The following is a 22435-nucleotide window of genomic DNA, read 5'->3' as shown; positions in this document are numbered from 1 at the left end:
ATGGCCGAAGCTCTGCCGGCCGAGAAGGCGGGGGCCGTCACGGCCCCCGCCTCCGGCGCCCATCCGTTCTGGCGGCGTCTGCGCACCCGGCGCGCGGCCCTCGTGGCGGCTGCCGTCGTCGCCCTGCTGGTCCTCGTCGCCCTCGCCGCACCGCTGCTCGCGGGCATCGAGGGCCAGGACCCCACCACCTACCACCCGGATCTCGTCGACTCCGCCACGGGCGGGGTGCCGCTCGGCTCCTTCGGCGGGATCAGCGCCGAGCACTGGCTCGGCGTCGAACCGCTCACCGGGCGCGACCTGTTCGCACGCGTCGTCTACGGGGCACGCGTCTCGCTCGGCGTCGCGCTCGCCGCCACCCTGCTCCAGGTGATCATCGGGCTCTGCGTCGGCCTCGCGGCCGGGCTCGGCAACCGCTTCGTCGACCAGGCGCTCAGCCGGATCACCGACGTCGTGGTCGCGCTGCCCGTGATGGTGATCGCGCTCGGCGCGCTCGCCGTCGTCCCCACGAGCTTCCCGCGCCCCGTCCTGATCGCCCTGATCATCGGTCTGGTCGGCTGGTCCGGCATCTCGAAGATCGTGCGCGCCCAGACGCTCGCCCTGAAATCGCTCGACCACGTCGCCGCCGCACGGCTCAGCGGATGGAACTCCTGGCAGATCGCCAGGCGCGAACTGCTGCCCGCGCTCGCCGCGCCGGTCATCACCTATGCCGTGCTGCTCTTCCCGGCCGACATCGTCGTCGAGGCGGCGCTGTCCTTCCTCGGTGTCGGCATCAAGCCGCCCACCCCGTCCTGGGGGCAGATGCTCAGCGACGCCGACACCTGGTACCAGGCGGCGCCCACATATCTGCTGATCCCCGCCCTGCTGCTCTTCGTCACCGTGCTGGCGCTGACCGTCCTCGGCGAGGGCGTACGCACCGCACTCGACCCCCGTGCCGCGTCCCGGCTGAGGATCGGCACCGGCCGGAAGAAGGAGGCCGACGCATGAGATGGTTCCTCCTCAGACGCCTCGGCGGAGCGCTCTTCGTGCTGCTCGCGCTCAGCGTCGTCGTCTACGCGGCCTTCTACGTCGCCCCCGGCAACGTCGCGCAGATCGCCTGCGGCCCGCGCTGCTCACCCGCACAGGTGGCACAGGTCAGCGAACAGCTGCACCTCGGCGACCCGCTGTACACGCAGTACGCGCACTTCCTCCAGGCCCTCTTCGTCGGCCGCGACTACTCCACCGGAACCGGGGTGCTGCACTGCCAGGCCCCGTGCCTCGGGCTCTCGTACCAGAGCGACCAGCAGGTCACCGAGCTGATCCTGGCCAAGCTCCCGGCCACCGCCTCACTCGCCGTGGGCGCGTTCGTGCTGTGGATGCTGCTGGGTGTCGGCACCGGGCTGCTCTCGGTGTGGCGGCGCGGCCGGCTGACCGAACGCGTCCTCACCGCGATCACCCTGGCCGGCATGGCCACCCCGGTCTTCGTCATCGGCCTGCTGCTGATCATCGTCCTGGTCACGGCGCTCCAGATCCTGCCGTTCCCGGACTATGTGCCCCTGACCGAGAACCCGGAACAGTGGGCCTGGAACCTCCTCCTGCCCTGGATCTCGCTGGCGCTCGTGTCCGCGGCCCCGTACGCCCGGATGACCCGGGCGTCGATGCTGGAGACCCTGGCCGAGGACCATGTGCGCACCTTCAGGGCGTACGGGGTCAGCGAGCGGGCGCTCGTCGGGCGGCACGCGCTGCGGGGTGCGCTGGCGCCGGTGATCGCGCTCGGCGCACTGGACATCGGCTCGATGTTCGGCGGCGCCGTACTCACCGAATCCCTCTTCGGGATTCCGGGGGTCGGACGCGAACTCGTCGACGCCGTGAAGCATGTGGACCTTCCGGTGGTCGTCGGTCTGGTGCTCGTCACCGGGTTCTTCGTCGTCCTTGCCAATGCCGTCGCGGACGTTCTGCAGGCGATGGCCGACCGACGGGTGGTGCTGGCATGAGCCTGGTCGAAGTCACGGATCTCTCGATCGCGTTCGGCGACGTGCGAGCGGTGGAGAAGCTGTCGTTCTCGCTGGAGGCGGGCGGCGCGCTCGGTGTCGTCGGCGAATCCGGCTCCGGCAAGAGCGCGTCGGCGTACGCCCTGCTCGGACTGCACCGGGGGACCGGCGCCAGGGTCGGCGGCTCGATCCGGGTCGCCGGGGTGGACGTGAACGCGGCGGACGACGCGGAGCTGCGGGCCCTGCGGGGCGCGAAGGCCGCGATGGTCTTCCAGGACCCGCTGTCCTCACTGGATCCGTACTACGCGGTGGGCGACCAGATCGCCCAGGTGTACCGGGTCCACAACCGTGCCTCCCGGCGGGCGGCACGGGCCCGGGCCGTCGAGGTGCTGGACCGGGTCGGGATCCCCGACGCGGCACGGCGTTCCCGGTTCCGGCCGCACGAGTTCTCCGGCGGGATGCGGCAGCGGGCACTGATCGCGATGGCTCTGGCCTGCGAGCCCCAGCTGCTGATCGCGGACGAGCCGACGACGGCCCTGGACGTCACCGTCCAGGCCCAGATCCTGGATCTGCTGCACCACCTGCGGCACGAGACGGGCATGGGGCTGCTGCTGGTCACGCACGACGTGGGCGTGGCGGCCGAGTCGGTCGACGAGGTGCTGGTCATGCAGTCGGGGCGAGCGGTGGAACGGGGGCCGGTGGGCGAGGTGCTGGTGGCGCCGCGCGAACCGTACACGCGTGCACTGCTGACCGCGGTACCCCGCATCTCGGCCCGCCGGGAGGCAGTTGACGTGCATCCGGGCGGGGATGTGAAGGCCGAGGGCGTGAAACCGGCCGCGGGCGTGAAGGCGGCGGGCTCGGGCCGGGCATCCGGCGCGGGCGGGGCGCTGGTGGTCGGTGAACCGCTCGTGGTCGGTGAGCCGCTCGTCGAGGCCGTCGATGTCCGGCAGGTGTTCGGCAGGGGCAAGTCCGCCCTGACGGCCGTCGACGGTGTCTCGCTCGCCGTCCGGCGCGGTGAGACCCTCGGCATCGTCGGCGAGAGCGGCAGTGGCAAGACCACCCTCGGACGGATGCTCGTCGGACTGCTGGAGCCCACCTCGGGGCGGATCAGCCGCCGGGCCCGGGTGCAGATGGTCTTCCAGGACCCCGTCTCCTCCCTCAATCCGCGCCGCTCGATCGGCGAATCGGTCGCCGACCCGCTGCGGGCCTCCGGGGAGCGGGACGAGGCCGTGATCCGGGCGCGGGTACGGGATCTGCTGAAGCGGGTCGGGCTCGACCCCGAGCAGTACGACCGCTACCCGCACGAGTTCAGCGGCGGCCAGCGTCAGCGCGTCGGGATCGCACGGGCGCTGGCCGCCGAGCCGGAACTGATCGTCTGCGACGAGGCCGTGTCCGCGCTCGACGTGACGACCCAGGCCCAAGTGACCGCCCTGCTGGCGCAGTTGCAGCGGGAGCTGGGCCTGGCCCTCGTCTTCATCGCGCACGACCTCGCCGTCGTCCGGCAGGTCAGCGACCGGGTCGCCGTCATGCGCCGGGGCCGGGTGGTCGAGGAGGGCCGAGTGGACCAGGTGTACTCGGACCCGCGGGATCCGTACACCAAGCAGCTCCTCGCGGCCGTGCCCGCGCTCGATCCGGCGCTCGCGGCGGTGCGCCGCGCAGCCCGCAAGGAGCTGGCCGCTACCTGACCCTGCGTGACCGGGCGCCCTCATAGCGCGACAGAACGCTATCGGGGTGGGAAAGTTACGACGGTTCACCCCTTTCGGTGGTGCGACGGACAACCGTCCGTCGCACCACCGGCGTATCCGCTTACGGTCGTCCCGCTGTGAGTCGCCGTTCCAGCGGTGGCCGCCCACACAGGAGATCGGGGGTGCACTCGTGCGGATCGGACTCCTCACCGATGGTGGTTATCCGTATGCGAACGGTGAGTCCAGGCTCTGGTGCGACCGTCTGGTGCGCGGACTCGCGCAGCACGAGTTCGATCTCTACGCGCTCAGCCGCTCCGCCGAGCAGGAGGCGCAGGGCTGGGTCCAGCTCCCGGCGCAGGTGGGCCGGGTGCGGACGGCACCGCTGTGGACGGCCGACGAGCATGTGCTGCGCACCCACACCCCCAAGGGGCTGCTCGCCCGGATGGTGACGGGCAGGGGCGGACGCGCGTACGGACGGCGCGAACGCCAGCGCTTCACGGCGCACTTCACGGCTCTCGCCGCCTCCGTCTGTATGGCGGAGACCACGAGCGGCGAGGACGATGCCGTGAGCGGTGGCGGTGGCGGTGGCGGTGGCGGTGGCGGTGGCGCGGGCAGTGGCGGTGGCGCGGGTGGGGGCGTGAGCGCCGGCGCGGGCGTGGTTCCCGGCGGGCGGAGCGAAGACCGGCGTACGCCCGGCGGTGCCCGTGCGGCCGCCGGCATCGCGGACATCCGGTTCACCGACGGCCTGTACGGACTCGCCGAACTGGCCCGGGAGCACGGAGGGCTCTCCGCCGCTCTCCGCTCCGAGGCCGCAGTCCGCGTGCTCGAAGCCGCCTGCCGGGCCCCGGGCACCGGGCGCACCGTCCAGACCGCCACCGTGCCCGACCTGCTCGTCTTCGCCCGGGAACTCGACCGTGTGCTGCGTCCGCTCTCCCTCGACTGGTACGACGAGGAGAGTCTCGGCGCGGTCGACCTCTGCCATGCCACCACCGGTGGTGCCGCGGCACTGCCGGGACTGCTGGCCAAGCGCTTCTTCGGGGTTCCGCTGCTGGTGACCGAGCACGGGACGCAGGTGCGGGCGCACTACCTCACCGCGACCGACTCCCCGCTGAGTGCGCCGGTGCGCGCCCTGCTCGCCAACTTCCACAGACGGCTCGCCACCGAGGTGTACCGGCAGGCCGCGATCATCACCCCGGGCAACACCCACGCCCGCCGCTGGCAGGAGCGGTTCGGTGCCGCGCGCGAGAAGCTGCGCACCGTCCACCCCGGCATGGCGTCCGGCCGGTTCGCGGCGCTGGGGGAGAGCGGGGACAGCGGCCTGGACGACACGCTGGTCTGGGTCGGCCGGATCGAGCCCGCCAAGGACCTGATCGCACTGCTGCACGCGTTCTCGGACGTACGGAAGGCCGAGCCGGACACGAGGCTGCGCATCATCGGTGCTCCGGAGCAGGGCGCGGAAGGGGCCACCTACCTCGCGCACTGCCGGGCCCTCGCCGCCCAGTTGTTCCCCGACGAGGCAGCGGACGCGCACGCCGTCGGCGACAACCCGGTCTCCTTCGAGGAGATCGGAACGGCCGAGGTGCCGGATCTGCCGGAGGCCTACGCGGCGGGCGGGGTCGTCGTCCTCTCCAGCGTGGTCGAAGGCTTCCCCATCAGCCTCGTCGAGGCGATGTTCTGCGGCCGGGCCACCGTGTCGACGGACGTCGGCGCGGTGGTCGAAGTCATCGGCGGCACCGGGCTCGTCGTCCCCCCGCGCAACCCCAAGGCGCTCGCCGACGCCTGCCTCGCGCTGCTGCGCGACCCCGAACGGCGCGCGCGGCTCGGAGCGGCGGCGCGCGCCCGGGCGCTCGAACTCTTCACCGTCGAACAGAACCTCGCGGCATTTCACGGCATCTATCTGGAGCTGATCTCGCAGGCGCCGGTGCGCAGAGCGGCCGACCCGGCGAAGGGCGACGGCGTACCGCGTCCGTTCGCCACTCCGCCCGAGGCACATGTCCTGGGTCCGTGGACGGCCTCGGCTCCTGCTCCGGCGATCACGACCCACCGCACACCCGGCTGGGCCACCGAGCCCCCGGCCGTCTGCGCGGGATCGCGGAGAGCGGGTGGCGGCGATGGGTGAACAGGAACGGGGTACGGCCGGCCCGGGGCGCAACGGCGGACCGGGGCGGCCCGGCGCGGCCGGCGACGACCACGGAGGAATCGATCACGGAGGTAGCACCATGGGCCGCCCGACCGGGGTGAGCGACGCCCCCGCCACGCCGACCAGCGGCGGAAGCTGGGACCTCCGCTCCCGGGGCCTGGTCTCCCGGACCCCCGCAGCCGAGACGCCCGCGCCGGTGTGGGGGCCGCCGAGCCAGGATCCGTCAGCGACGGCGTCGCTCCGGCCTCCGGACGAGGCGGCCGACGCCCCCGGAGACAGGGCCGTTCGTGACACGGCTGGTCGAGACAGGGCCGTTCGTGACACGGCTGGTCGGGACACGGCTGGTCGGAGCGCGGCCGTTCGCGACGCGACCGTTCGGGGCACCGAGGCCGGGGACGTATCGGCCGAGGCCGCCCCCGTATCGGCTCCGGACACCGACCTCGCCCTCGCCCTCGCGCCGGAAGACACGGCGGGGACGAGCGCGACTGAGCCGGGCATGGCTGGGACGAGCGCGACTGAGCCGGGCATGGCTGAGAAGAGCATGGGCGGGACGAGCGCGGCTGATCCGAGAACGGCTGATCCGAGAGCCGCTGATCCGAGCGTGGCTGAGAAGACCACCGCCGGCAAGGCCGCCACCGGGAGAGGCGCGGAGGAACGGGTCGCTTCGCAGCAGGTCGCGATGCCCCCGCTCTCTCGCGCCCCCGAGATCGCGCGGGCCGTTCCGGCGCGCCGGCTCGGTCCCTCGCGCCGCGGGCCCGTCGATCCCGTGAAATCGCTGATGCACCGTCATCGTGAACTGTGCGAGCGGGCCGTCGATCCCTTGGAGATCGCCGCCGGACTGGAGGCCCGTGGCGTCACCGACCGCGCCGCCGCCCACTACCGGCACCGCGATGTCTTCTCGCTCGCCGAGGAACTCTTCGCCCGGGTTCCCGCCGTCGCGGGGGAGCCCGCGGCAGAGCCCCGCGCGCCGGAGCGCGACACCGAGACGCGCGCTGCCTGGTCGCTCCGCGCGCTGGTACCGGGTGCCGCCTGCATCGCGACCTTGGGTGCGCTGAGGCTCACCGAAGGCGTGCTCGGTGGTCAGGGACGGCTGGCGATCGCCCTCGCCGGAACACTCGTCGCCGTCGCCGGACTCGCCCTCACCCTGCGGAGCGGCCCCCTGCGGGCCGAAGGCCGACCGCCGGGCACCACCCATGTGTACGGCTGCTGGCTCCTCGGCTACGTCCTGTACGGCGAGGAGCTGCTCGACCAGGTCCTCAGCGGCGGCCCCGAAGGACCGTGGGCGCTCACCCCCGCACCGCTGCTGGGGCTGGCCCTCTCCGTCGCCCCGGCCGCCTGGTGCGCGCACCTCTTCTCCGTACACGCGCACCGCAAACTCATCGGCAGCCGCGCGCTGGAGGAGTTCGCCGCCGGCGTGCGCCCCTTGCTGTTCGGAGCCGTCGCACTCCACCTGTGCGTTCTCGTCGTGCTGCTGTACGTCGCGCACTTGGGATACGGGGGAGGCGGCGCCTTCGGCGGGGCCGCCGCGCTCGGTGTGCTGCTCCTGCTGGCCCGGCTGCTCACGGTGCACGGCTTCCCCGAACCCGCCGCTGTCGGCCTCGCCACCGCCTGCGCCCTCGAAGCACTGGCACCCGCCCTGATCCTGGCCGGCCGGCTGCCCGGTCTGCATTTCCTCGCCCGTCCCGTCGACGTCCTCGTCGTGGCGGCCGGCACCGGAGCCGTGCCCGCAGTCGCCTGCGGCGCTGCCGCGCTCGGGCTGCTGATCACCGCCACCGTCGCCCTCTCCCGGGCATCCGCCCACACACCCGGCGACGAGACCCGCACCCGCGCATAACCCGCGCGCCCGAAACCACACCGCCGTACCACCGCACCGCCGCATCACCGCACCACCCGCACAGGAACCAACCGCACGCCCCGCGGAGCCGACGCCGCGGGTCCTTCTCCCGTACCGCACCACTCTTTCTCAAGGAGACACCGGACATGACCCCCCAATCCCCCGCACCGGCAGGCCGCCGTCGGCACCAAGGGGGCGCGCGATGAGGGTGCTGCTGCTCGGAGCCAACGGATTCCTCGGCCGGTTCGTGGCCGACCGCCTGCTGGCCGACCCCGCCGTGCACCTCACGGCGCTCGGCCGCGGCGACGACGCCGACGTCCGGTTCGACCTCGCCGGAGGCAGCCCCGGTGCGCTGACCCGCTTCCTGGACGCCGTCCACCCCGGAGTCGTCGTCAACTGCGCGGGCGCCACCCGCGGCGGGGCCCGTGACCTGACCCGCCACAACACCGTCGCCGTCGCCACCGTCTGCGAGGCGATGCGGCGCAGCGGTTGTACGGCCCGGCTCGTCCAGGTCGGCTGTTCATCGGAGTACGGACCCTCGCAGCCCGGCTCATCGACCGCGGAGGACGCCATTCCCCGCCCCGGCGGTCCGTACGGTGTCAGCAAGCTCGCCGCCACCGAACTCGTCCTCGGTTCCGGCCTCGACGCCGTCGTGCTGCGGGTCTTCTCGCCGGTCGGCCCCGGCACCCCGGCCGGTTCACCGCTCGGCAGGCTCGCCGAGGCGATGCGCCGGGCCATGCAGTCCGGCGACGGCGAACTGAAACTCAGCGGCCTCGGCGTGCAGCGCGACTTCGTCGACGTACGCGATGTCGCGCGCGCCGTGCACGCCGCCTCGCTCTCCGCCGCGCAGGGTGTCGTCAACATCGGTACCGGTCGCGCCGTGCGCCTGCGGGACGCGGCGGCCGTCCTCTCCCGGGTCGCCGGATACGCGGGCGCACTCCACGAGCTCGACTCACCCCCGCCCCGGCTGCCCATCGGTGCCCCGCGCGCCTCCAGCGAATCGGTCATCGAGCACCTCGCGGCGACCCCGTCCCCCTACCCGGACGGTTGCGGTGCCTGGCAGCAGGCCGACGTCCGCACCGCCAGGGACCGGCTCGGCTGGCGCCCCCGGATCAATCTGGAGGAGTCCCTCGCCGACATCTGGATGGAGGCGGCATGCCGTATCTGACTCCCACCGACACCGCCCGCCGTACCGGCGAGGCCGAACAGCTCGGCTTCGGCGTCCCCGGCTACGCGCATCCGTTGCTCGCCCCCACGGAGTGGGCCGAGCTCACCCGCCCCGGCACGCCCCTGCACTGGGCCGTTCTCAACATCGACAACGGCCCCGGCGCCCGCCCCGACCCGCACTGCCTGGAGGCCGCGGGCCGACTCCGCAACGCACGGGAAAGGGCCCTGCACGGCGGGGCCCCGCAGGACTCCGTCCGGGCCGCGGGCGGGCGGCTGCTCGGCCATCTCGATCTGGCCTTCGGCAGCCGCCGCTACGGGGAGCTGATCGCCGACGCGCAGTCCTTCCTCGGCTGGTACCGCGTCGACGGCTTCTATCTGGCCCGGTGCCCGGCCGGGCGCGCCGATCTTCCGGCGGTCCGCCGTCTCACCGGCACACTCGCCACACTCCTCGACCACGTCGACCGCGAGGTGAGGGGCGGACAGCTGGTGCTCGGACTGGGCACCCATCCGCATCCGGGCTATGCCGAGGCCGCCGACCAACTGGTCACCTTCAGCGGACCGTGGACCGACTACCGCTGGTCCCAGGTGGCGGAATGGACCGCCGACTATCCGCCGGAGCGGTTCGCGCACTTCGTCCACGGAGTTCCGCGCAGCCATCTCGATGAGGCCATGCGGATCGCCCGCTGGCAGGGCGCGGGCACCATCTTCTTCACGGACCGGGACGGCCGGCCCGGACCGCATCGCGGACACGGGTCGGATCGCGGACTCGCGCAGGACGGTGGACACGCGCGAGGCGGTGGGCCCGGATCGGATCGTGGACTCGCGCGGGACGGTGGGCCCGGGCCGGACCACGGATTTGCGCAGGACGGCAGGCTCGGGCCGGACCGTCAGCACGGGCCGAGGGGGGAACGCGGGCAAATGGATCCATTTGCGGCGCTGCCCAGTTACTGGGACGAAATCGTCTCGCGGATCGGACCCGGTATCTCGGAATGAGGAGGGGCGTGGCAGTGTTACGGGGAGTAGAACCGTACGTAGATGAAGTACGTAGAAACCGACCACCTGCATTGTTGAGGTTCCTGTGTCGCTGCCACCCCTGGTCGAGCCAGCTGCTGAGCTCACCGTCGACGAGGTCCGCAGGTACTCCCGCCACCTGATCATCCCGGATGTCGGGATGGACGGACAGAAGCGGCTGAAGAACGCGAAGGTGCTCTGTGTCGGCGCCGGCGGTCTCGGTTCGCCGGCCCTGATGTACCTGGCCGCCGCCGGTGTCGGCACGCTCGGCATCGTGGAGTTCGACGAGGTCGACGAGTCGAACCTGCAGCGCCAGATCATCCACAGCCAGTCCGACATCGGCCGTTCCAAGGCCGAATCCGCCAAGGATTCGGTGCTGGGCATCAACCCGTACGTGAACGTGGTCCTTCACGAGGAGCGGCTCGAAGCCGAGAACGTGATGGACATCTTCGCCCAGTACGACCTGATCGTGGACGGCACGGACAACTTCGCGACCCGGTATCTGGTCAACGACGCAGCCGTCCTGCTGAACAAGCCGTACATCTGGGGCTCGATCTACCGGTTCGACGGCCAGGCGTCCGTCTTCTGGTCCGAGCACGGCCCCTGCTACCGCTGCCTCTACCCGGAGCCGCCCCCGCCGGGCATGGTTCCTTCCTGCGCCGAGGGCGGCGTGCTCGGGGTGCTCTGCGCCTCGGTCGGCTCCATCCAGGTCACGGAGGCCATCAAGCTGCTCGCCGGTATCGGCGACCCGCTGGTCGGCCGACTGGTGATCTACGACGCCCTGGAGATGCAGTACCGCCAGGTCAAGGTCCGCAAGGACCCCGACTGCGCGGTCTGCGGCGAGAACCCGACCGTCACCGAGCTCATCGACTACGAGGCCTTCTGCGGCGTCGTGTCCGAAGAGGCCCAGGAGGCGGCCCTCGGCTCCACGATCACTCCCAAGCAGCTCAAGGAGTGGATCGACGCGGACGAGAAGATCGAGATCATCGACGTCCGTGAGCCGAACGAGTTCGAGATCGTCTCGATCCCCGGCGCCCGGCTGATCCCGAAGAACGAGTTCCTGATGGGCAACGCCCTCCAGGACCTCCCGCAGGACAAGCGCATCGTCCTGCACTGCAAGACCGGTGTCCGCAGCGCCGAGGTCCTCGCGGTCCTCAAGTCGGCGGGGTTCGCCGACGCGGTGCACGTCGGCGGTGGCGTGATCGGCTGGGTCAACCAGATCGAGCCCGAGAAGCCGGTGTACTGAGACACTCAGCATGCCGAGGGGGCCGGTCCGCGCACTGCGGACCGGCCCCCTCGGCATACCCACGCGTTCCGTGTCAGGAACAGGTCTTCCCGTCCGCCGGGACCTTCCCGTCGAGGAAGTACGCGTTCACGGTCGATGTCACGCACGTGCTCTCGCCGTACGCGCCGTGTCCCTCGCCCTTGTTGGTGAGCATGACGCCGACGCCCTCACCCAGCGCGTCCGCCATCTTCTGCGCACCCTCGTAGGGCGTCGCCGGGTCGCCGGTCGTACCGACGACCAGGATCGGACCGGCGCCCGGAGCACTCGCCTCCGGGGTCACGTGCTCTCCCTCCACCGGCCACTGCGCGCACCAGCCCGCCGTGTCCCACGCCAGGAACGGGCCGAACACCGGAGACAGCTTCCGGAACTCGGGCAGTATGGCCCTGGCCTCGGCGACGGTCGGCCGGAGCTTGCTGTCCGCGCAGGAGATCGCGCGCTGCGAGTGGTTCTGGGTGTCGTAGTGCCCCTTCTCGTCACGGCCGTTGTACGCGTCGGCCAGCTGGAGCAGCATGGTGCCGGTGCCGCTCTTCTCGGCCTCGTCCAGCGCCTGCGTCAGATACGGCCAACTGCTCTTGGAGTAGAGCGGCATGACGATGCCGGTGATGGCCAGCGATTCGTTCAGCTCGCGGCCGGAAGCGGTCGGCAGCGGCTTCTTGTCGATCTGCTTCAGCAGCCGGGCGATGCGCTGCGTACCCGCTTCGGGGTCCTGGCCGCGGTCCTTGAGGTAGTTCTCCAGTGCCCGCTGGAAGCCGGTCGCCTGGTTGCGGGCGTGCCCGATCGTGTCCGCGGTCGGATCGACGACGGCGTCCAGGACGGTGCGCCCCACGTTCTTCGGGAAGAGGTGCGCGTAGGTGCCCCCGAGCTCGGTGCCGTACGACATGCCGAAGTAGGTGAGCTTCTTGTCGCCGAGTACGCCACGGATCAGGTCCATGTCCCGGGCGGCGTTCGTCGTACCGACGTACGGCAGGACCTTCCCGGAGCGGCGCGCGCAGCCGGCGCCGAAGTCCGCGCCGTCCTTCATGAACGCCGCCTCCTCCGCCGCTGTGTCCGGAGTCATGTCGACATCGCGGTAGGCGTCCTCCGACTGCTTGTCGGTCCGGCAGTTCACCCCCGCGCTGCCCGCGACCCCGCGCGGGTCGAAGCTGACCAGGTCGTAGCGGGCGTTGAGCTGCTCGTACGAGCCGGCGGCCTGCGGCAGTATCGAGACCCCCGAACCACCCGGCCCGCCGAAGTTGAACAGCATCGAGCCGAGGCGCCGGCCCTTGTCCCGGGCCTCCTTGCGGATCAGCGCGATCCCGATGGTGTCGCCGTCCGGCTTCGTGTAGTCCAACGGCACCTCGACGGTCGCGCAACGCCAGTCGGCACCGGGCGCGCTGCCACCCGCCGGGGCCTTGCAGCGCTTCCAGTCCGGCCGCTGGGAGGTGAGCGCGGCAGGCAGCCCCGGTGCGGTGGACTGCCCGCCCGGTGTGGCGGACGACCGGCCGGGGGAGGACGCCGCACCGTGGTCCGTTCCGTCGGCAGGCTTGTCGTCCGTCCCCCCGCCACAGCCCGCGAGCAGCCCCGTCAGCAGCAGTGCGGCGCCGGCCAGAGCCCCGGCGCGTGCGTGTCCGACCACGTGTACGTCCCTCCCCGATGTGCCTGTACGTACGACGTACAGAAAGTGCGCCCATGCTAAGGGCTGTCCCGCAGGGGATTGCGGGACAGCCCTCGGACGGTTCGTAGGGGTGGTGGGGTGCGCGCCGGAGCTGAGCGGTCCGTGGGGGTGGGGCGTGCGCCGGGGCTGAGCGGTCTGTGGGGGTGGGGTGTGCGCCGGGGCTGAGCGGTCTGTGGGGGTGGGGCGTGCGCCGGGGCCGGGGCGGTCCGTCCGGGGCGGGAGTGCGCCGGGGCCGGGTGGTTTGCGGAGGTGGCCTACTCGCAGACGGTTCCGGCCGCCGGAACCTTGCCGTCCAGCAGGTAGCCGCCCACGGCCTGCTGCACACAGGCGTCGCCGCTGTTGTACGCGCCGTGCCCCTGGCCCTCGTACGTCACCTCCGTACCGACACCCTTGCCCAGCGCGTCGGCCATCGCCTTCGCTCCCTGGTACGGGGTGGCCGGGTCGCCGGTGTTGCCGATGACGAGGATCGGGGCGGCGCCCGGGGCGCTGACGTCCGGGGTGTCCCAGGTGCCGGCCACCGGCCAGCCGGTGCAGGTCATCAGGCCCCAGCCGAGGTAGTCACCGAAGACCGGCGAGGCGGACCGGAACTCCGGAAGCTTCGCTTTGGTCTGGTCCGCGGTGTAGCGCAGCTTGGAGTCGACGCAGTTGACAGCGGTGTTGGCGGCCATGAGGTTGTTGTAACGGCCGTCGTTGGAACGGCCGTTCAACGAGTCCGCGAGGGCGAGGAGCAGCGCGCCGTTCCCGCCGTCGGCCTCGTCCACTCCCTGCTCCAGCAGCGGCCAGGTCTCCTTGGAGTAGAGGGAGGCCGCGATGCCGGTGATGGCCAGGGTCTGCGTCAGCTGCCGGCTCCCGAGCCCCGGGATCGGCTTCTTCTCCAGACGGCCGAGCAGTTCGGAGATCCCCTGCTCGATCTCCTTCCCGTTGGAGCCGGGGAGCTTGCACGCGGCGCCGCGGTCCGCGCAGTCCTTCGTGAAGTTGTCCAGCGCGAGCTGGAACCCCTTGGCCTGGCCGAGCGAGGACTGCTCGTAGTCCAGGGTCGGGTCGACCACCCCGTCCAGCACCGCCCTGCCGACGTTCTTCGGGAACAAGTGGGCGTAGACGCCGCCCAGTTCCGTGCCGTACGAGATGCCGAAGTAGTACAGCTTCTTGTCGCCGAGGACCTGGCGCATCAGATCCAAGTCGCGGGCGGCGTTGGTCGTGCCGACGTAAGGGAGTTCTCTGCCGGAGTTCTTCTTGCAGGCCAACGCGAACATCTTGGTGTTTTCGAGGAGGGCGTTCACGTCGGCGGTGGTGTCCGGAGTGCCGTCGGTCTCGTAACGGGCGTCGAGCTGCTGATCGGTCTCGCACTCCACGCCCGCGCTGGCGCCCGCCCCGCGCGGGTCGAAGCTGACCAGGTCGTAGCGGGCGCGGAGCTTTTCGTAGTCGGTGCCGAAGGCGGGCAGGGTGGCGACGCCGGAGGCTCCGGGGCCGCCGAAGTTGAAGATGAGGGAGCCGATCCGCTTCGCCGGGTTCTTGGCCCTGGCCCGGATGAGGGCCAGCTCGATCGTCTCGCCGCCCGGCTTCGCGTAGTCGAGCGGGACCTTCATGAAGGAACACTCCCAGCGGGTACCGCCGGGCAGGGGCGACGGGGCCGTTCCGCTGCCCTGCTCCGGGGTCGGGGCGGGGCAGGACTTCCACGTCAGCTTCTGGGAGGCGAGGCCACCGGTGCTGCTCGCCTCGGCGGCGTTCGCCGCAACCGGAGAGCGCCCCGGTCCGCCCGGGTCGCCCCCGCGGCCGCTCTTCGAGCAGGCGGTGAGGGGCAGGAGCACGGTGACGGCGGCGGCGAGAGCGGCGGCGCGCAGGGCGGGGGAGGTCCTCATGGCCTCATCGTGAGGCGGGATCCGGACCGGTGCACGAGGCACCGGTCCAAGCGGGTGGCCGGGGGCCCACCGCTCGCCCGATCGCCTGACGGGCAGGCGGTGGGAACCAGCACTCCCCGGGGACCAGGGCTCGCTTGCTTCAGTGGACCGGCGCTCGCCCCGGGAGCCGACGCTCGCCTCAGGGGTCAGAGTTCACCCTTGCGGGTCAGATGGTTGAAGCAGAGCCAGCCAGGAAGCACCGGCAGCCAGAGCGTCAGCAGGCGGTACAGCAGAACGGCCGGCGCCGCCACCTCCTTCGGCAGGCCGACCGCGATCAGGCCCAGCGTCAGCGCGCCCTCGACCGCGCCCATGCCGCCCGGTGTGGGCGCCGCCGACCCCAGCGCGTTGCCGGCCAGGAAGACGACCGCGATGCTCGCATAACTGAGCCGCGGCACATCCGGACCGCTGAACGCCCGGACCGACGCGTCCAGACACATCACGAACAGCCCGGTCAGCAGCAGCATTCCGCCGATGCCCGTCAGCAGCTTCTGCGGCCGCTGCACCACGTCCAGCATGCGCGGTACGACTCCGGCGAAGAGCGACCGCACCCGCGTCACCACGAACTTCCGCAGGAACGGAACCGCTGTCACCACCAGCACCAGTACCGCGACGGTCAGCAGCCCGGCGATCACGGTCCTGGAAGGGGTGAGCGAGGACGGGGTCTTCTCGGTGCCGGTGAGATAGCCGAACGCCGCCAGCAGCAGAATGTGGCAGCCGAGACCGAACAGCTGCGAGGCTCCGACACTCGCCACGGCGAGCCCCGGACGCACCCCGGCGCGTTGGAGGAAGCGGGTGTTCAGCGCCACACCCCCGACCGCGGCCGGGGCGACGATCTTCACGAAGGATCCGGCGACCTGCGCCAGCACGGTCTTGCCGAACGGCACCCGTTCCGGCACGAAGCCCAGCAGGCTCATCGACGCCGCGACGTAGCTGAGGGCCGAGAAGCCGACGGCCGCCGCCACCCATCCCCACTCCGCCTGCTCGACGACCGCACCGAAGTCGGCCTGGGTGAACTGCGAGATGAGGAAGTACGCCGCGATCGCACCGGCGATGCAGCTGACCAGGGTGCGCGCCTTGATGCGCTCCAGCCGTACCGGTTCGACCGGCGCCTGCGGCCGGATCAGCAGGACCTGCTGCCGCATCTGGGCGAGCAGGTCCTCCTCGCGCGCCTCGTCCAGCGCGTCGTCCATGGCCCGCTTCTCGGCCTGCTTCTGGTTGCGCAGCGACTTGCGGGCGGCCTTGCGGTCGGGGACCGGACCGGCGGCGGAGGCATCCTGAGCCGCCCCGTGTTCGAGCGCCCTGGCACGCTTGGCCGCGTCCGACGCGTCGAGCACCGCCTCACGTTCACGCTGCGCGCGTTCCCGGGCGAGCCGGCGCAGCGCGGCACGGGTGGAGCGGCTCAGCGCGATCGGCTGGAGCAGGGGCAGACAGTCCGCGACGGCATCGGGACCGAGCACCTCCAGCGCACCGGCGACGGCCCGCTCGGCGCCCACCCGCAGACCGGTCGTGGTGAGCAGTTGCGCGACGTCCATGCGCAGGACCAGGTCACCGGCTGCGATCTCGCCGCCGCGCAGATCGGTGACGAACACCTTGCCCGAACGATCCACCAGGATGGCGTCCCCGGTGAGCCTGCGATGCGCGATCCGCCGCGACTGGAGCGCCTTCACCTGCCGCCAGGCGCCGCGCACCAGCTCGTCGGTGATCTCCGAGTCCTCCAGCGCGTCCAGCGAGCGGCCGCCGATGTGTTCGTACACCAGCATCACGGCGTCGGGTCCGAGCTCGGAGGTGGCGATCAGCTTGGGCGCGTTGGCCCCGGCGGCGATCGCCGCGTACGCGAGCAGCGCCTCCTGCTCCAGCGCCTGACGCAGCGACTGGATGGAGCGGCGCTGGGTGATGCCGCGCAGGGTGAGCCTGCGCCACGCCCGGTAGAAGAAGCCCTGGGCCTGCTGCTCGCGGTCGACAACCGTCACATCGAGCGGTGGCCCGTCCTCCAGGGTGACCAGATAGCGACGCCCGCGGTCGCTCTGGTCGCCGGAGTCGGGGGCGTCCTCGGCCCGCATCGCGGTGACCGGCCGGAAGCCGACATGACGCAGACCGGCCATCAGATGCTGACCGGTCGGCCGTACGTTCGGCGAGCCGACCGTGTAGAGCGTGCCGTACGCCACGGTCCAGCCGATCAGTACGGTGAGGATGATCGAGAACGGGGTCGTGTAACCGCCGACCAGCATGGCGAACGCGTCGAGCAGCAGCACCACCCACAGCACGACCCGCCAGCGTGGCCGTCTCGCCATGCCGACCGCCGTCATATAGGCGATCACGGGGGCGAGATAGCCGTGCACGGGATCGGTGAGCGCGTCGCCGGGCTGCGGCTGGGTCAGGGCGTCCTGGATGGAGCCGGGCGCGGACTTGGCCACCCAGAGGTCGGCGGCGAGCGTGACGCCGTGCGCGAGTACGGCGGCGAGCACGCCGTCCGCGATCCGCAGTCCGTCCCGTTTGATCAGCCGCTCGATGGCGAAGGCGACGGGGACGAGCAGCACGGCGATGCTGGAGACCAGGCCGGCGAGCTTGATCAGGATGTCGGGCGCCTGGCCGGTGCCCTTGTTGATGTCCTGTTCGAGGCCGGTCGTCGTGCCGTGGGCGAACGCGGCGATCGAGAACAGAATGGCGATCGCCAGCACCCCGATGAGGAGGCGCAGGAGATCCGAGGGGCGGTGCACCCGGGCCGGGAGCAGCGGTTCGTCCCCCGAGACACGGTCGGCCTGGTCCGCCGCGACGGTCGACAGCGTCGAACCGGACAGGTGCTCGGGAACCCTTCCCCGTCGCGGACCGGACTCCTCCGGCTCGGCGCGGGGCGTTCCTCGTTCAGGACCGGGTGGCGTCGCGTGGTCCGGGCTGGGCGGCGCTCCCTGTTCCGGACCGGGCGGTGCACCCTGTTCCGGACCGGGTGGCGTCGCGTGGTCCGGACCGGGCGGTGCTCCCTGCCTCCGTCCGGGCTTGTCGGCGGGCCCGCCCGACGCGTCCGGGGCGTCCGCCGCCTTCGGTGGCTGCACGCCCTGCTCCTTCGTCGCCTCTGATGGGTCTTCGTGTTCTCGTATCACCGGTCACCGTCCGCATGATGGTGGCACGACCCGGCGACAGACGAGGGCATCAGGGTGCACTGCGCGGACACGCGAAGCGCAACATACGCTGCTTTGCATCCGCACGCACGCCTCGTGGAAGGGCACGCACGGATCGGGCCGGGCTGTCGGTGGCGTACGGCAGGATGGGGCGGATGAGCCAACACCGGACGAGCGGCGACCGGACGAGCAACGACCCAGCGGGCGGCGAACGGCCGCGCGACGAACGGCCGAGTGACGCTCGGCCGAGCGACGAGTTGCCGGAGTACGCGGAGCGGGTGCTCGATGTCGCCGAGCTGATTCCACCAGGCCGTGTCATGACGTACGGGGATGTCGCCGAGTGGCTGGGCGACGGCGGCCCGCGCCAGGTCGGCCGGGTCATGGCGCTGTACGGGGCCGCGGTGCCGTGGTGGCGCGTGGTGCGCGCCGACGGGGCGCTGCTGCCGGGCCACGAGCTGCGGGCGCTGGGCCACTACCGCGAGGAGAGCACGCCGCTGCGCGAGGCGTCGCGCGCCGCGGAGGGCCATCTGCCGCGACTCGACATGAAGCGGGCGCGGTGGGACGGCGTGACCGGCGACACGGACGCGGACAGGAACGAGGGCGGAGGTGCTCACATCTGACAGCTTCGGCCATTCGGGGGCGCAACGGGTGGCGCCGGGCCAGGCGCGTGATGCGGAACACGAAGCAGTACGCGACGGCACCCGTGCCGCTGAGCGCGACGAGAGACTCGACGGCACCTGTGCCGCTGAGCGCGACGAGGGACGCGGCGGCACCTGTGCCGCTGAGCGCGACGAGGGACGCGGCGGACCCGCTCCGTACCGTGCGGAACGTGACGAGGCACGCAGCGGACTCGCCCCGTACCGCGCCTGAGTCGGCGTAGCGTCGACAGTTCGCGGCACGCACCGCACCTTCATCACCAGCACACCCCCCAGGACCGGCGATCCACGTGAGCTCCTCCTCCTCCACCCGGAACAGTCCGCACCGTCACGCACGGCAGCGGACCGCGGGCGCGTACCGACTGGTGCGTACTCCGCCGGGCTCCGTGGAACCCCCTCTTCTGGACGCAGCACAACGCGCGGTGGTTGATCATCCCGGTGGCCCGCTCCTGGTGCTCGCCGGACCCGGCACGGGCAAGACGACCACGCTCGTCGAGGCGGTGGCCGCACGTGTCGCGCGGGGCGGCGACCCGGCCCGCATCCTGGTCCTCACTTTCAGCCGCAAGGCCGCCGTGGAACTGCGCGACCGGATGGCCGCCCGGCTCGGTGCCGCCCGCGGCCCGCAGGCGACCACCTTCCACTCCTTCTGTTACGCGCTGGTTCGCGCCCATCAGGACGCCGACCTCTTCGCCGAACCGATGAGGCTGCTCTCCGGACCGGAGCAGGACGTGACCGTTCGCGACCTGCTCGCCGGCCAGCTCGAACTGGAGAAGCACGGCTTCGCGCACATCCGCTGGCCCGACGAGCTGCGGGCCTGCCTGACCACGCGTGGCTTCGCCGACGAGGTACGGGCGGTGCTCGCCCGCAGCCGTGAGCTCGGCCTCGGCCCGGACGCACTGGCCGACTTCGCCCGCCGTACCGGCCGGCCGGACTGGGGCGCCGCCGCCGAGTTCCTCGCCGAGTACCTGGACGTGCTGGACGCGCAGGGAGTGCTGGACTACGCGGAACTGGTGCACCGGGCCGTACTGCTCGCCGAACGCCCCGAGGTGTCGGAGCTGCTGGCCGGACAGTACGACGCGGTGTTCGTGGACGAGTACCAGGACACGGACCCCGCGCAGGTACGGCTGCTGCGCGCGCTGGCAGGCAACCGGGGGAGTGCGCCGGGCACAGGGGGAGGGCGGGACCTGATCGCCTTCGGTGACCCGGACCAGTCGATCTACGCATTCCGGGGTGCCGATGTGAACGGCATCCTCGACTTCCCGGAGATGTTCCGGCGGGCGGACGGCGCCCCGGCACCCGTCGGAGTCCTCACCACCTCGCGCCGGTCCGGCGGACCACTGCTGGCCGCCACCCGGCTGCTCACCCGCCGTATGCCGCTGACCCGGCTGCCCTCGGCGAAGGTCCGCGCCCACCGGGAGCTCGGTGCGGTCCGGGAAGGCGGCAGCGTCGAGGCGTACACCTACCCGACGGCCTCCGCCGAGCTCGACAACATCGCCGATCTGCTGCGCCGCGCGCACCTGGAGGACGGCGTCCCGTGGAACGAGATGGCCGTGCTCGTACGGGCCGGAGGCCGCACCATCCCCTCGGTGCGCCGGGCGCTGACTTCGGCGGGCGTCCCCCTGGAGATCGATGGCGACGACCTCCCCCTGCGCCACGAACCGGCGGTGGCGCCGCTCCTGACGGCGCTCCGCGCGGTCGCCACAGCGGCGCTGCGCCCGGGTGCGCCGGGCGCGGAGACGACGGTCCCGGCGGTCCGGGCTTCGGTGGGTGCGGAGACAGTGGTTCCGGCTTCGGCGGGCGCGGAGGCCACGAGCTCGGTGGACGCGGACTCGGTGGACGCGGACTTGGGGGACGCGGACTCGGTGGACGCGGGCACTGCGGTCCTGGAAGCCTCCGCTTCTCCCGGCCGGGCTCCCGGCGAGGCATCTGCAGTGTTCGATGAGGCATCTGCCGGGTCCGGCGGGGAGGCGCCCGCCTTCGCGGAGTCCTCCTGGCTGGACACCGAGACCGCTCTCACGCTCCTGGCCTCCCCCCTCGGCTCCATGGACGCCGCCGACCTGCGCCGACTGGGCCGGGCCCTGCGTGACGAGGAGCGGGCCGCCGGGAATCGTGTACCCGCGCCCTCCGGCGACCTCCTGGCACGCGCACTCGCCGAACCCGAACGCCTCGTCGCACACGACCCGGCGTACGCCCGCGGCGCCCAGCGCCTCGGCGCGCTCCTGCGCAAGGCGCGTGAGCTGCTCGAAGGAGGCGGTACCGCGGAGGAGGCCCTGTGGGAGCTGTGGGCCGGCACCCAGTGGCCGGGGCGGCTGGAGCGTGCCGCGCTGCGCGGTGGCTCGGGCGGCCGCAACGCCGACCGCGACCTCGACGCGGTCTGCGCGCTTTTCGACACCGCGGCCCGCGCCGAGGAGCGCACCGGCGGGCGCGGCGCCCTCAACTTCCTGGAAGAGGTCGACGCCCAGGACATCGCCGCCGACACCCTCTCCAGGCGCGCGGTGCGCCCCGACGCCGTACGGCTGATGACCGCGCACCGGTCCAAGGGCCTGGAGTGGCGCCTCGTCGTCGTCGCAGGAGTACAGGAGGGGCTCTGGCCGGACCTGCGCCGCCGGGGTTCGCTGCTCGAAGCGGACCGGATCGGGCGCGACGGCCTGGCCGAACCACTCGTCCCCGGCGCGCTCCTCGCGGAGGAGCGCCGCCTCTTCTACGTCGCCGCGACCCGTGCCCGCGAACGTCTCGTCGTCACCGCGGTCAAGGCGCCCGCCGACGACGGCGACCAGCCGTCGCGCTTCCTCACCGAGCTCGGCGTCGAACCGCGCGACATCACCGGCCGGCCGCGCCGCCCGCTCGCCGTCGCCGCGCTCGTCGCCGAGCTCCGCGCCACCACTGTCGACCCCGACGCCTCCGACGCGCTGCGCGAGGAGGCGGCCCATCGCCTCGCCCGCCTCGCCGCCCTCACCGACGACGAGGGCCAGCCGCTCGTACCGGCGGCGCATCCCTACCGCTGGTGGGGCCTGTACGAGCCGACCCGCTCCGCCGTCCCGCTCCGCGACCGCGACCAGCCCGTGGCCCTCTCGGGCAGCGCGCTCGACCAGCTCGCCAACGCCTGCGCGCTCCAGTGGTTCCTCGGCCGCGAGGTGAAGGCGGATGCCCCGGCGACAGCCGCGCAGGGCTTCGGCAACGTCGTCCACGTCCTCGCCGACGAAGTGGCCTCCGGACGCACCCCGGCCGATCTGGCCGTCCTGATGGAGCGGCTGGACTCGGTCTGGGACGGTCTCGCCTTCGACGCCCCCTGGAAGTCCCAGCAGGAGAAGGAACAGGCCAGGGCCGCCCTGGAACGCTTCCTGCGCTGGCATGTCATGGACCGGGTCGGCCGCACCGCCGCCGCCAGCGAGCACGACTTCGACGTGACGCTGGCAGCGGGACAGTACGAGGTACGCATCCGCGGTTCCATGGACCGCGTCGAACAGGACGCCGAGGGCCGGGCGTACGTCGTCGACTTCAAGACCGGCAAGCAGTCCCCGACCAAGGACGAGGTCGCCCGCCACCCCCAGCTCGCCGTGTACCAGCTGGCCGTACAGGAGGGAGCGGTCGACGAGATCTTCGACGGCCGTCGTCCTCTGCCCGGCGGCGCCGAACTCGTACAACTGCGCCAGCCCGCACCCAAGAAGGAGGGGGGCGAAGCCCTCCCCAAGGTGCAGGCCCAGGAACCGCTCTCCGGAGCATGGGTGTCCGACCTGCTGGCCACGGCTGCCGGCCGGGTTCTCGACGAACGCTTCACCCCCACGACCGGCACGCACTGCACACACTGCGCCTTCCGGGCCGCGTGCAGCGCACAGCCGGAGGGCCGCCACATTCTGGAATGAGCGCCACATCCTGCAGTGACCGTCTGACCGTCTGACCGTCTGGGTGCCTGACCGCCTACCGCCTACGGCCGGGGTGTCCGAGCGCCTGCGTGCCCTCGGCCGGGTCCGGGGCGGTGCGGCAGCCCCGGCTCGTTGTCGGTGCGCCCGGTTAGCCTCTGT

The 22435-nt window shown here is 72.2% G+C and carries 14 protein-coding genes; 11 read left to right on the top strand and 3 right to left on the bottom strand.

Features of this window, described 5'->3' with window-relative positions; all coding sequences use genetic code 11:
- From ACFVUT_RS07265 to moeZ, 8 genes are all read left to right on the top strand, one after another.
- Entirely contained in the window at nucleotides 1-984 is a 984-nt protein-coding gene (locus tag ACFVUT_RS07265) for an ABC transporter permease (RefSeq protein ID WP_389643991.1), read from the top strand.
- A complete protein-coding gene (locus tag ACFVUT_RS07260) occupies nucleotides 981-1970 on the top strand; it encodes an ABC transporter permease (RefSeq protein WP_389643993.1) in 990 nt (329 codons plus the stop codon). Before ACFVUT_RS07265 ends, ACFVUT_RS07260 begins: the two co-directional genes overlap by 4 nt.
- On the top strand, nucleotides 1967-3652 hold the full coding sequence (locus ACFVUT_RS07255; RefSeq protein ID WP_389643996.1) for a dipeptide ABC transporter ATP-binding protein: 1686 nt from the start codon (nucleotides 1967-1969) through the stop codon (nucleotides 3650-3652). Before ACFVUT_RS07260 ends, ACFVUT_RS07255 begins: the two co-directional genes overlap by 4 nt.
- Nucleotides 3653-3842: 190 nt before the next feature.
- Nucleotides 3843-5771 (top strand): DUF3492 domain-containing protein, encoded by a 1929-nt coding sequence (locus tag ACFVUT_RS07250; RefSeq protein ID WP_389643999.1) that lies wholly within the window; start codon nucleotides 3843-3845, stop codon nucleotides 5769-5771.
- Between the two features lie 700 nt (nucleotides 5772-6471).
- On the top strand, nucleotides 6472-7626 hold the full coding sequence (locus ACFVUT_RS07245; RefSeq protein WP_389644809.1) for a hypothetical protein: 1155 nt from the start codon (nucleotides 6472-6474) through the stop codon (nucleotides 7624-7626).
- 202 nt (nucleotides 7627-7828) lie between these two features.
- Nucleotides 7829-8794 carry an NAD-dependent epimerase/dehydratase family protein gene (locus ACFVUT_RS07240; protein ID WP_389644002.1) on the top strand — a complete coding sequence of 322 codons (966 nt, stop codon included), beginning with the start codon at nucleotides 7829-7831 and terminating at the stop codon, nucleotides 8792-8794.
- Nucleotides 8782-9786: a spherulation-specific family 4 protein gene (locus tag ACFVUT_RS07235; protein WP_389644004.1), complete on the top strand. Its 1005-nt coding sequence runs from the start codon at nucleotides 8782-8784 to the stop codon at nucleotides 9784-9786. The genes ACFVUT_RS07240 and ACFVUT_RS07235 overlap by 13 nt, the downstream gene beginning before the upstream one ends.
- Before the next feature lie 85 nt (nucleotides 9787-9871).
- On the top strand, nucleotides 9872-11050 hold the full coding sequence (gene moeZ / locus ACFVUT_RS07230) for an adenylyltransferase/sulfurtransferase MoeZ (RefSeq protein WP_389644007.1): 1179 nt from the start codon (nucleotides 9872-9874) through the stop codon (nucleotides 11048-11050).
- Between the two features lie 73 nt (nucleotides 11051-11123).
- On the opposite strand, the gene ACFVUT_RS07225 is transcribed toward moeZ, so the two are convergent.
- The 3 genes from ACFVUT_RS07225 to ACFVUT_RS07215 all read right to left on the bottom strand — a co-directional run bounded on the left by ACFVUT_RS07225 (nucleotide 11124) and on the right by ACFVUT_RS07215 (nucleotide 17691).
- Complete coding sequence (locus tag ACFVUT_RS07225) at nucleotides 11124-12704, bottom strand: alpha/beta hydrolase (RefSeq protein WP_389644009.1); 1581 nt, start codon at nucleotides 12702-12704, stop codon at nucleotides 11124-11126.
- 293 nt (nucleotides 12705-12997) lie between these two features.
- Nucleotides 12998-14602, bottom strand: coding sequence for an alpha/beta hydrolase (locus tag ACFVUT_RS07220; RefSeq protein WP_389644011.1), 1605 nt, complete (start codon nucleotides 14600-14602; stop codon nucleotides 12998-13000).
- 185 nt (nucleotides 14603-14787) lie between these two features.
- Nucleotides 14788-17691 (bottom strand): lysylphosphatidylglycerol synthase domain-containing protein, encoded by a 2904-nt coding sequence (locus ACFVUT_RS07215; RefSeq protein ID WP_389644014.1) that lies wholly within the window; start codon nucleotides 17689-17691, stop codon nucleotides 14788-14790.
- A 221-nt stretch (nucleotides 17692-17912) separates the two neighbouring features.
- On the opposite strand from ACFVUT_RS07215, the gene ACFVUT_RS07210 reads away from it, so the two are divergent.
- The 3 genes from ACFVUT_RS07210 (at nucleotide 17913) to ACFVUT_RS07200 (ending at nucleotide 22276) form a co-directional block, all read left to right on the top strand.
- On the top strand, nucleotides 17913-18377 hold the full coding sequence (locus tag ACFVUT_RS07210) for an MGMT family protein (RefSeq protein ID WP_389644017.1): 465 nt from the start codon (nucleotides 17913-17915) through the stop codon (nucleotides 18375-18377).
- Nucleotides 18364-18627 carry a hypothetical protein gene (locus ACFVUT_RS07205; RefSeq protein ID WP_389644020.1) on the top strand — a complete coding sequence of 88 codons (264 nt, stop codon included), beginning with the start codon at nucleotides 18364-18366 and terminating at the stop codon, nucleotides 18625-18627. The genes ACFVUT_RS07210 and ACFVUT_RS07205 overlap by 14 nt, the downstream gene beginning before the upstream one ends.
- A 76-nt stretch (nucleotides 18628-18703) precedes the next feature.
- On the top strand, nucleotides 18704-22276 hold the full coding sequence (locus ACFVUT_RS07200; RefSeq protein ID WP_389644022.1) for an ATP-dependent helicase: 3573 nt from the start codon (nucleotides 18704-18706) through the stop codon (nucleotides 22274-22276).
- The last annotated feature ends 159 nt before the right edge of the window (nucleotides 22277-22435 follow it).

It is taken from the genome of Streptomyces sp. NPDC058051, assembly GCF_042885475.1.
In the GTDB taxonomy this organism is placed as follows: Bacteria; Actinomycetota; Actinomycetes; order Streptomycetales; family Streptomycetaceae; genus Streptomyces.
Note: the sequence above shows the minus strand (reverse complement) of the source record. Positions and strands in the feature narration are given on the sequence as shown.

What these genes read in the sequence shown, in the direction of transcription:
- ACFVUT_RS07265 (WP_389643991.1), top strand. Translation starts at nt 1, where the DNA reads ATGGCCGAAGCTCTGCCGGCCGAGAAGGCGGGGGCCGTCACGGCCCCC.
- ACFVUT_RS07260 (WP_389643993.1), top strand. Translation starts at nt 981, where the DNA reads ATGAGATGGTTCCTCCTCAGACGCCTCGGCGGAGCGCTCTTCGTGCTG.
- ACFVUT_RS07255 (WP_389643996.1), top strand. Translation starts at nt 1,967, where the DNA reads ATGAGCCTGGTCGAAGTCACGGATCTCTCGATCGCGTTCGGCGACGTG.
- ACFVUT_RS07245 (WP_389644809.1), top strand. Translation starts at nt 6,472, where the DNA reads ATGCCCCCGCTCTCTCGCGCCCCCGAGATCGCGCGGGCCGTTCCGGCG.
- ACFVUT_RS07240 (WP_389644002.1), top strand. Translation starts at nt 7,829, where the DNA reads ATGAGGGTGCTGCTGCTCGGAGCCAACGGATTCCTCGGCCGGTTCGTG.
- ACFVUT_RS07235 (WP_389644004.1), top strand. Translation starts at nt 8,782, where the DNA reads ATGCCGTATCTGACTCCCACCGACACCGCCCGCCGTACCGGCGAGGCC.
- ACFVUT_RS07220 (WP_389644011.1), bottom strand. Translation starts at nt 14,602, where the DNA reads ATGAGGACCTCCCCCGCCCTGCGCGCCGCCGCTCTCGCCGCCGCCGTC.
- ACFVUT_RS07210 (WP_389644017.1), top strand. Translation starts at nt 17,913, where the DNA reads ATGAGCCAACACCGGACGAGCGGCGACCGGACGAGCAACGACCCAGCG.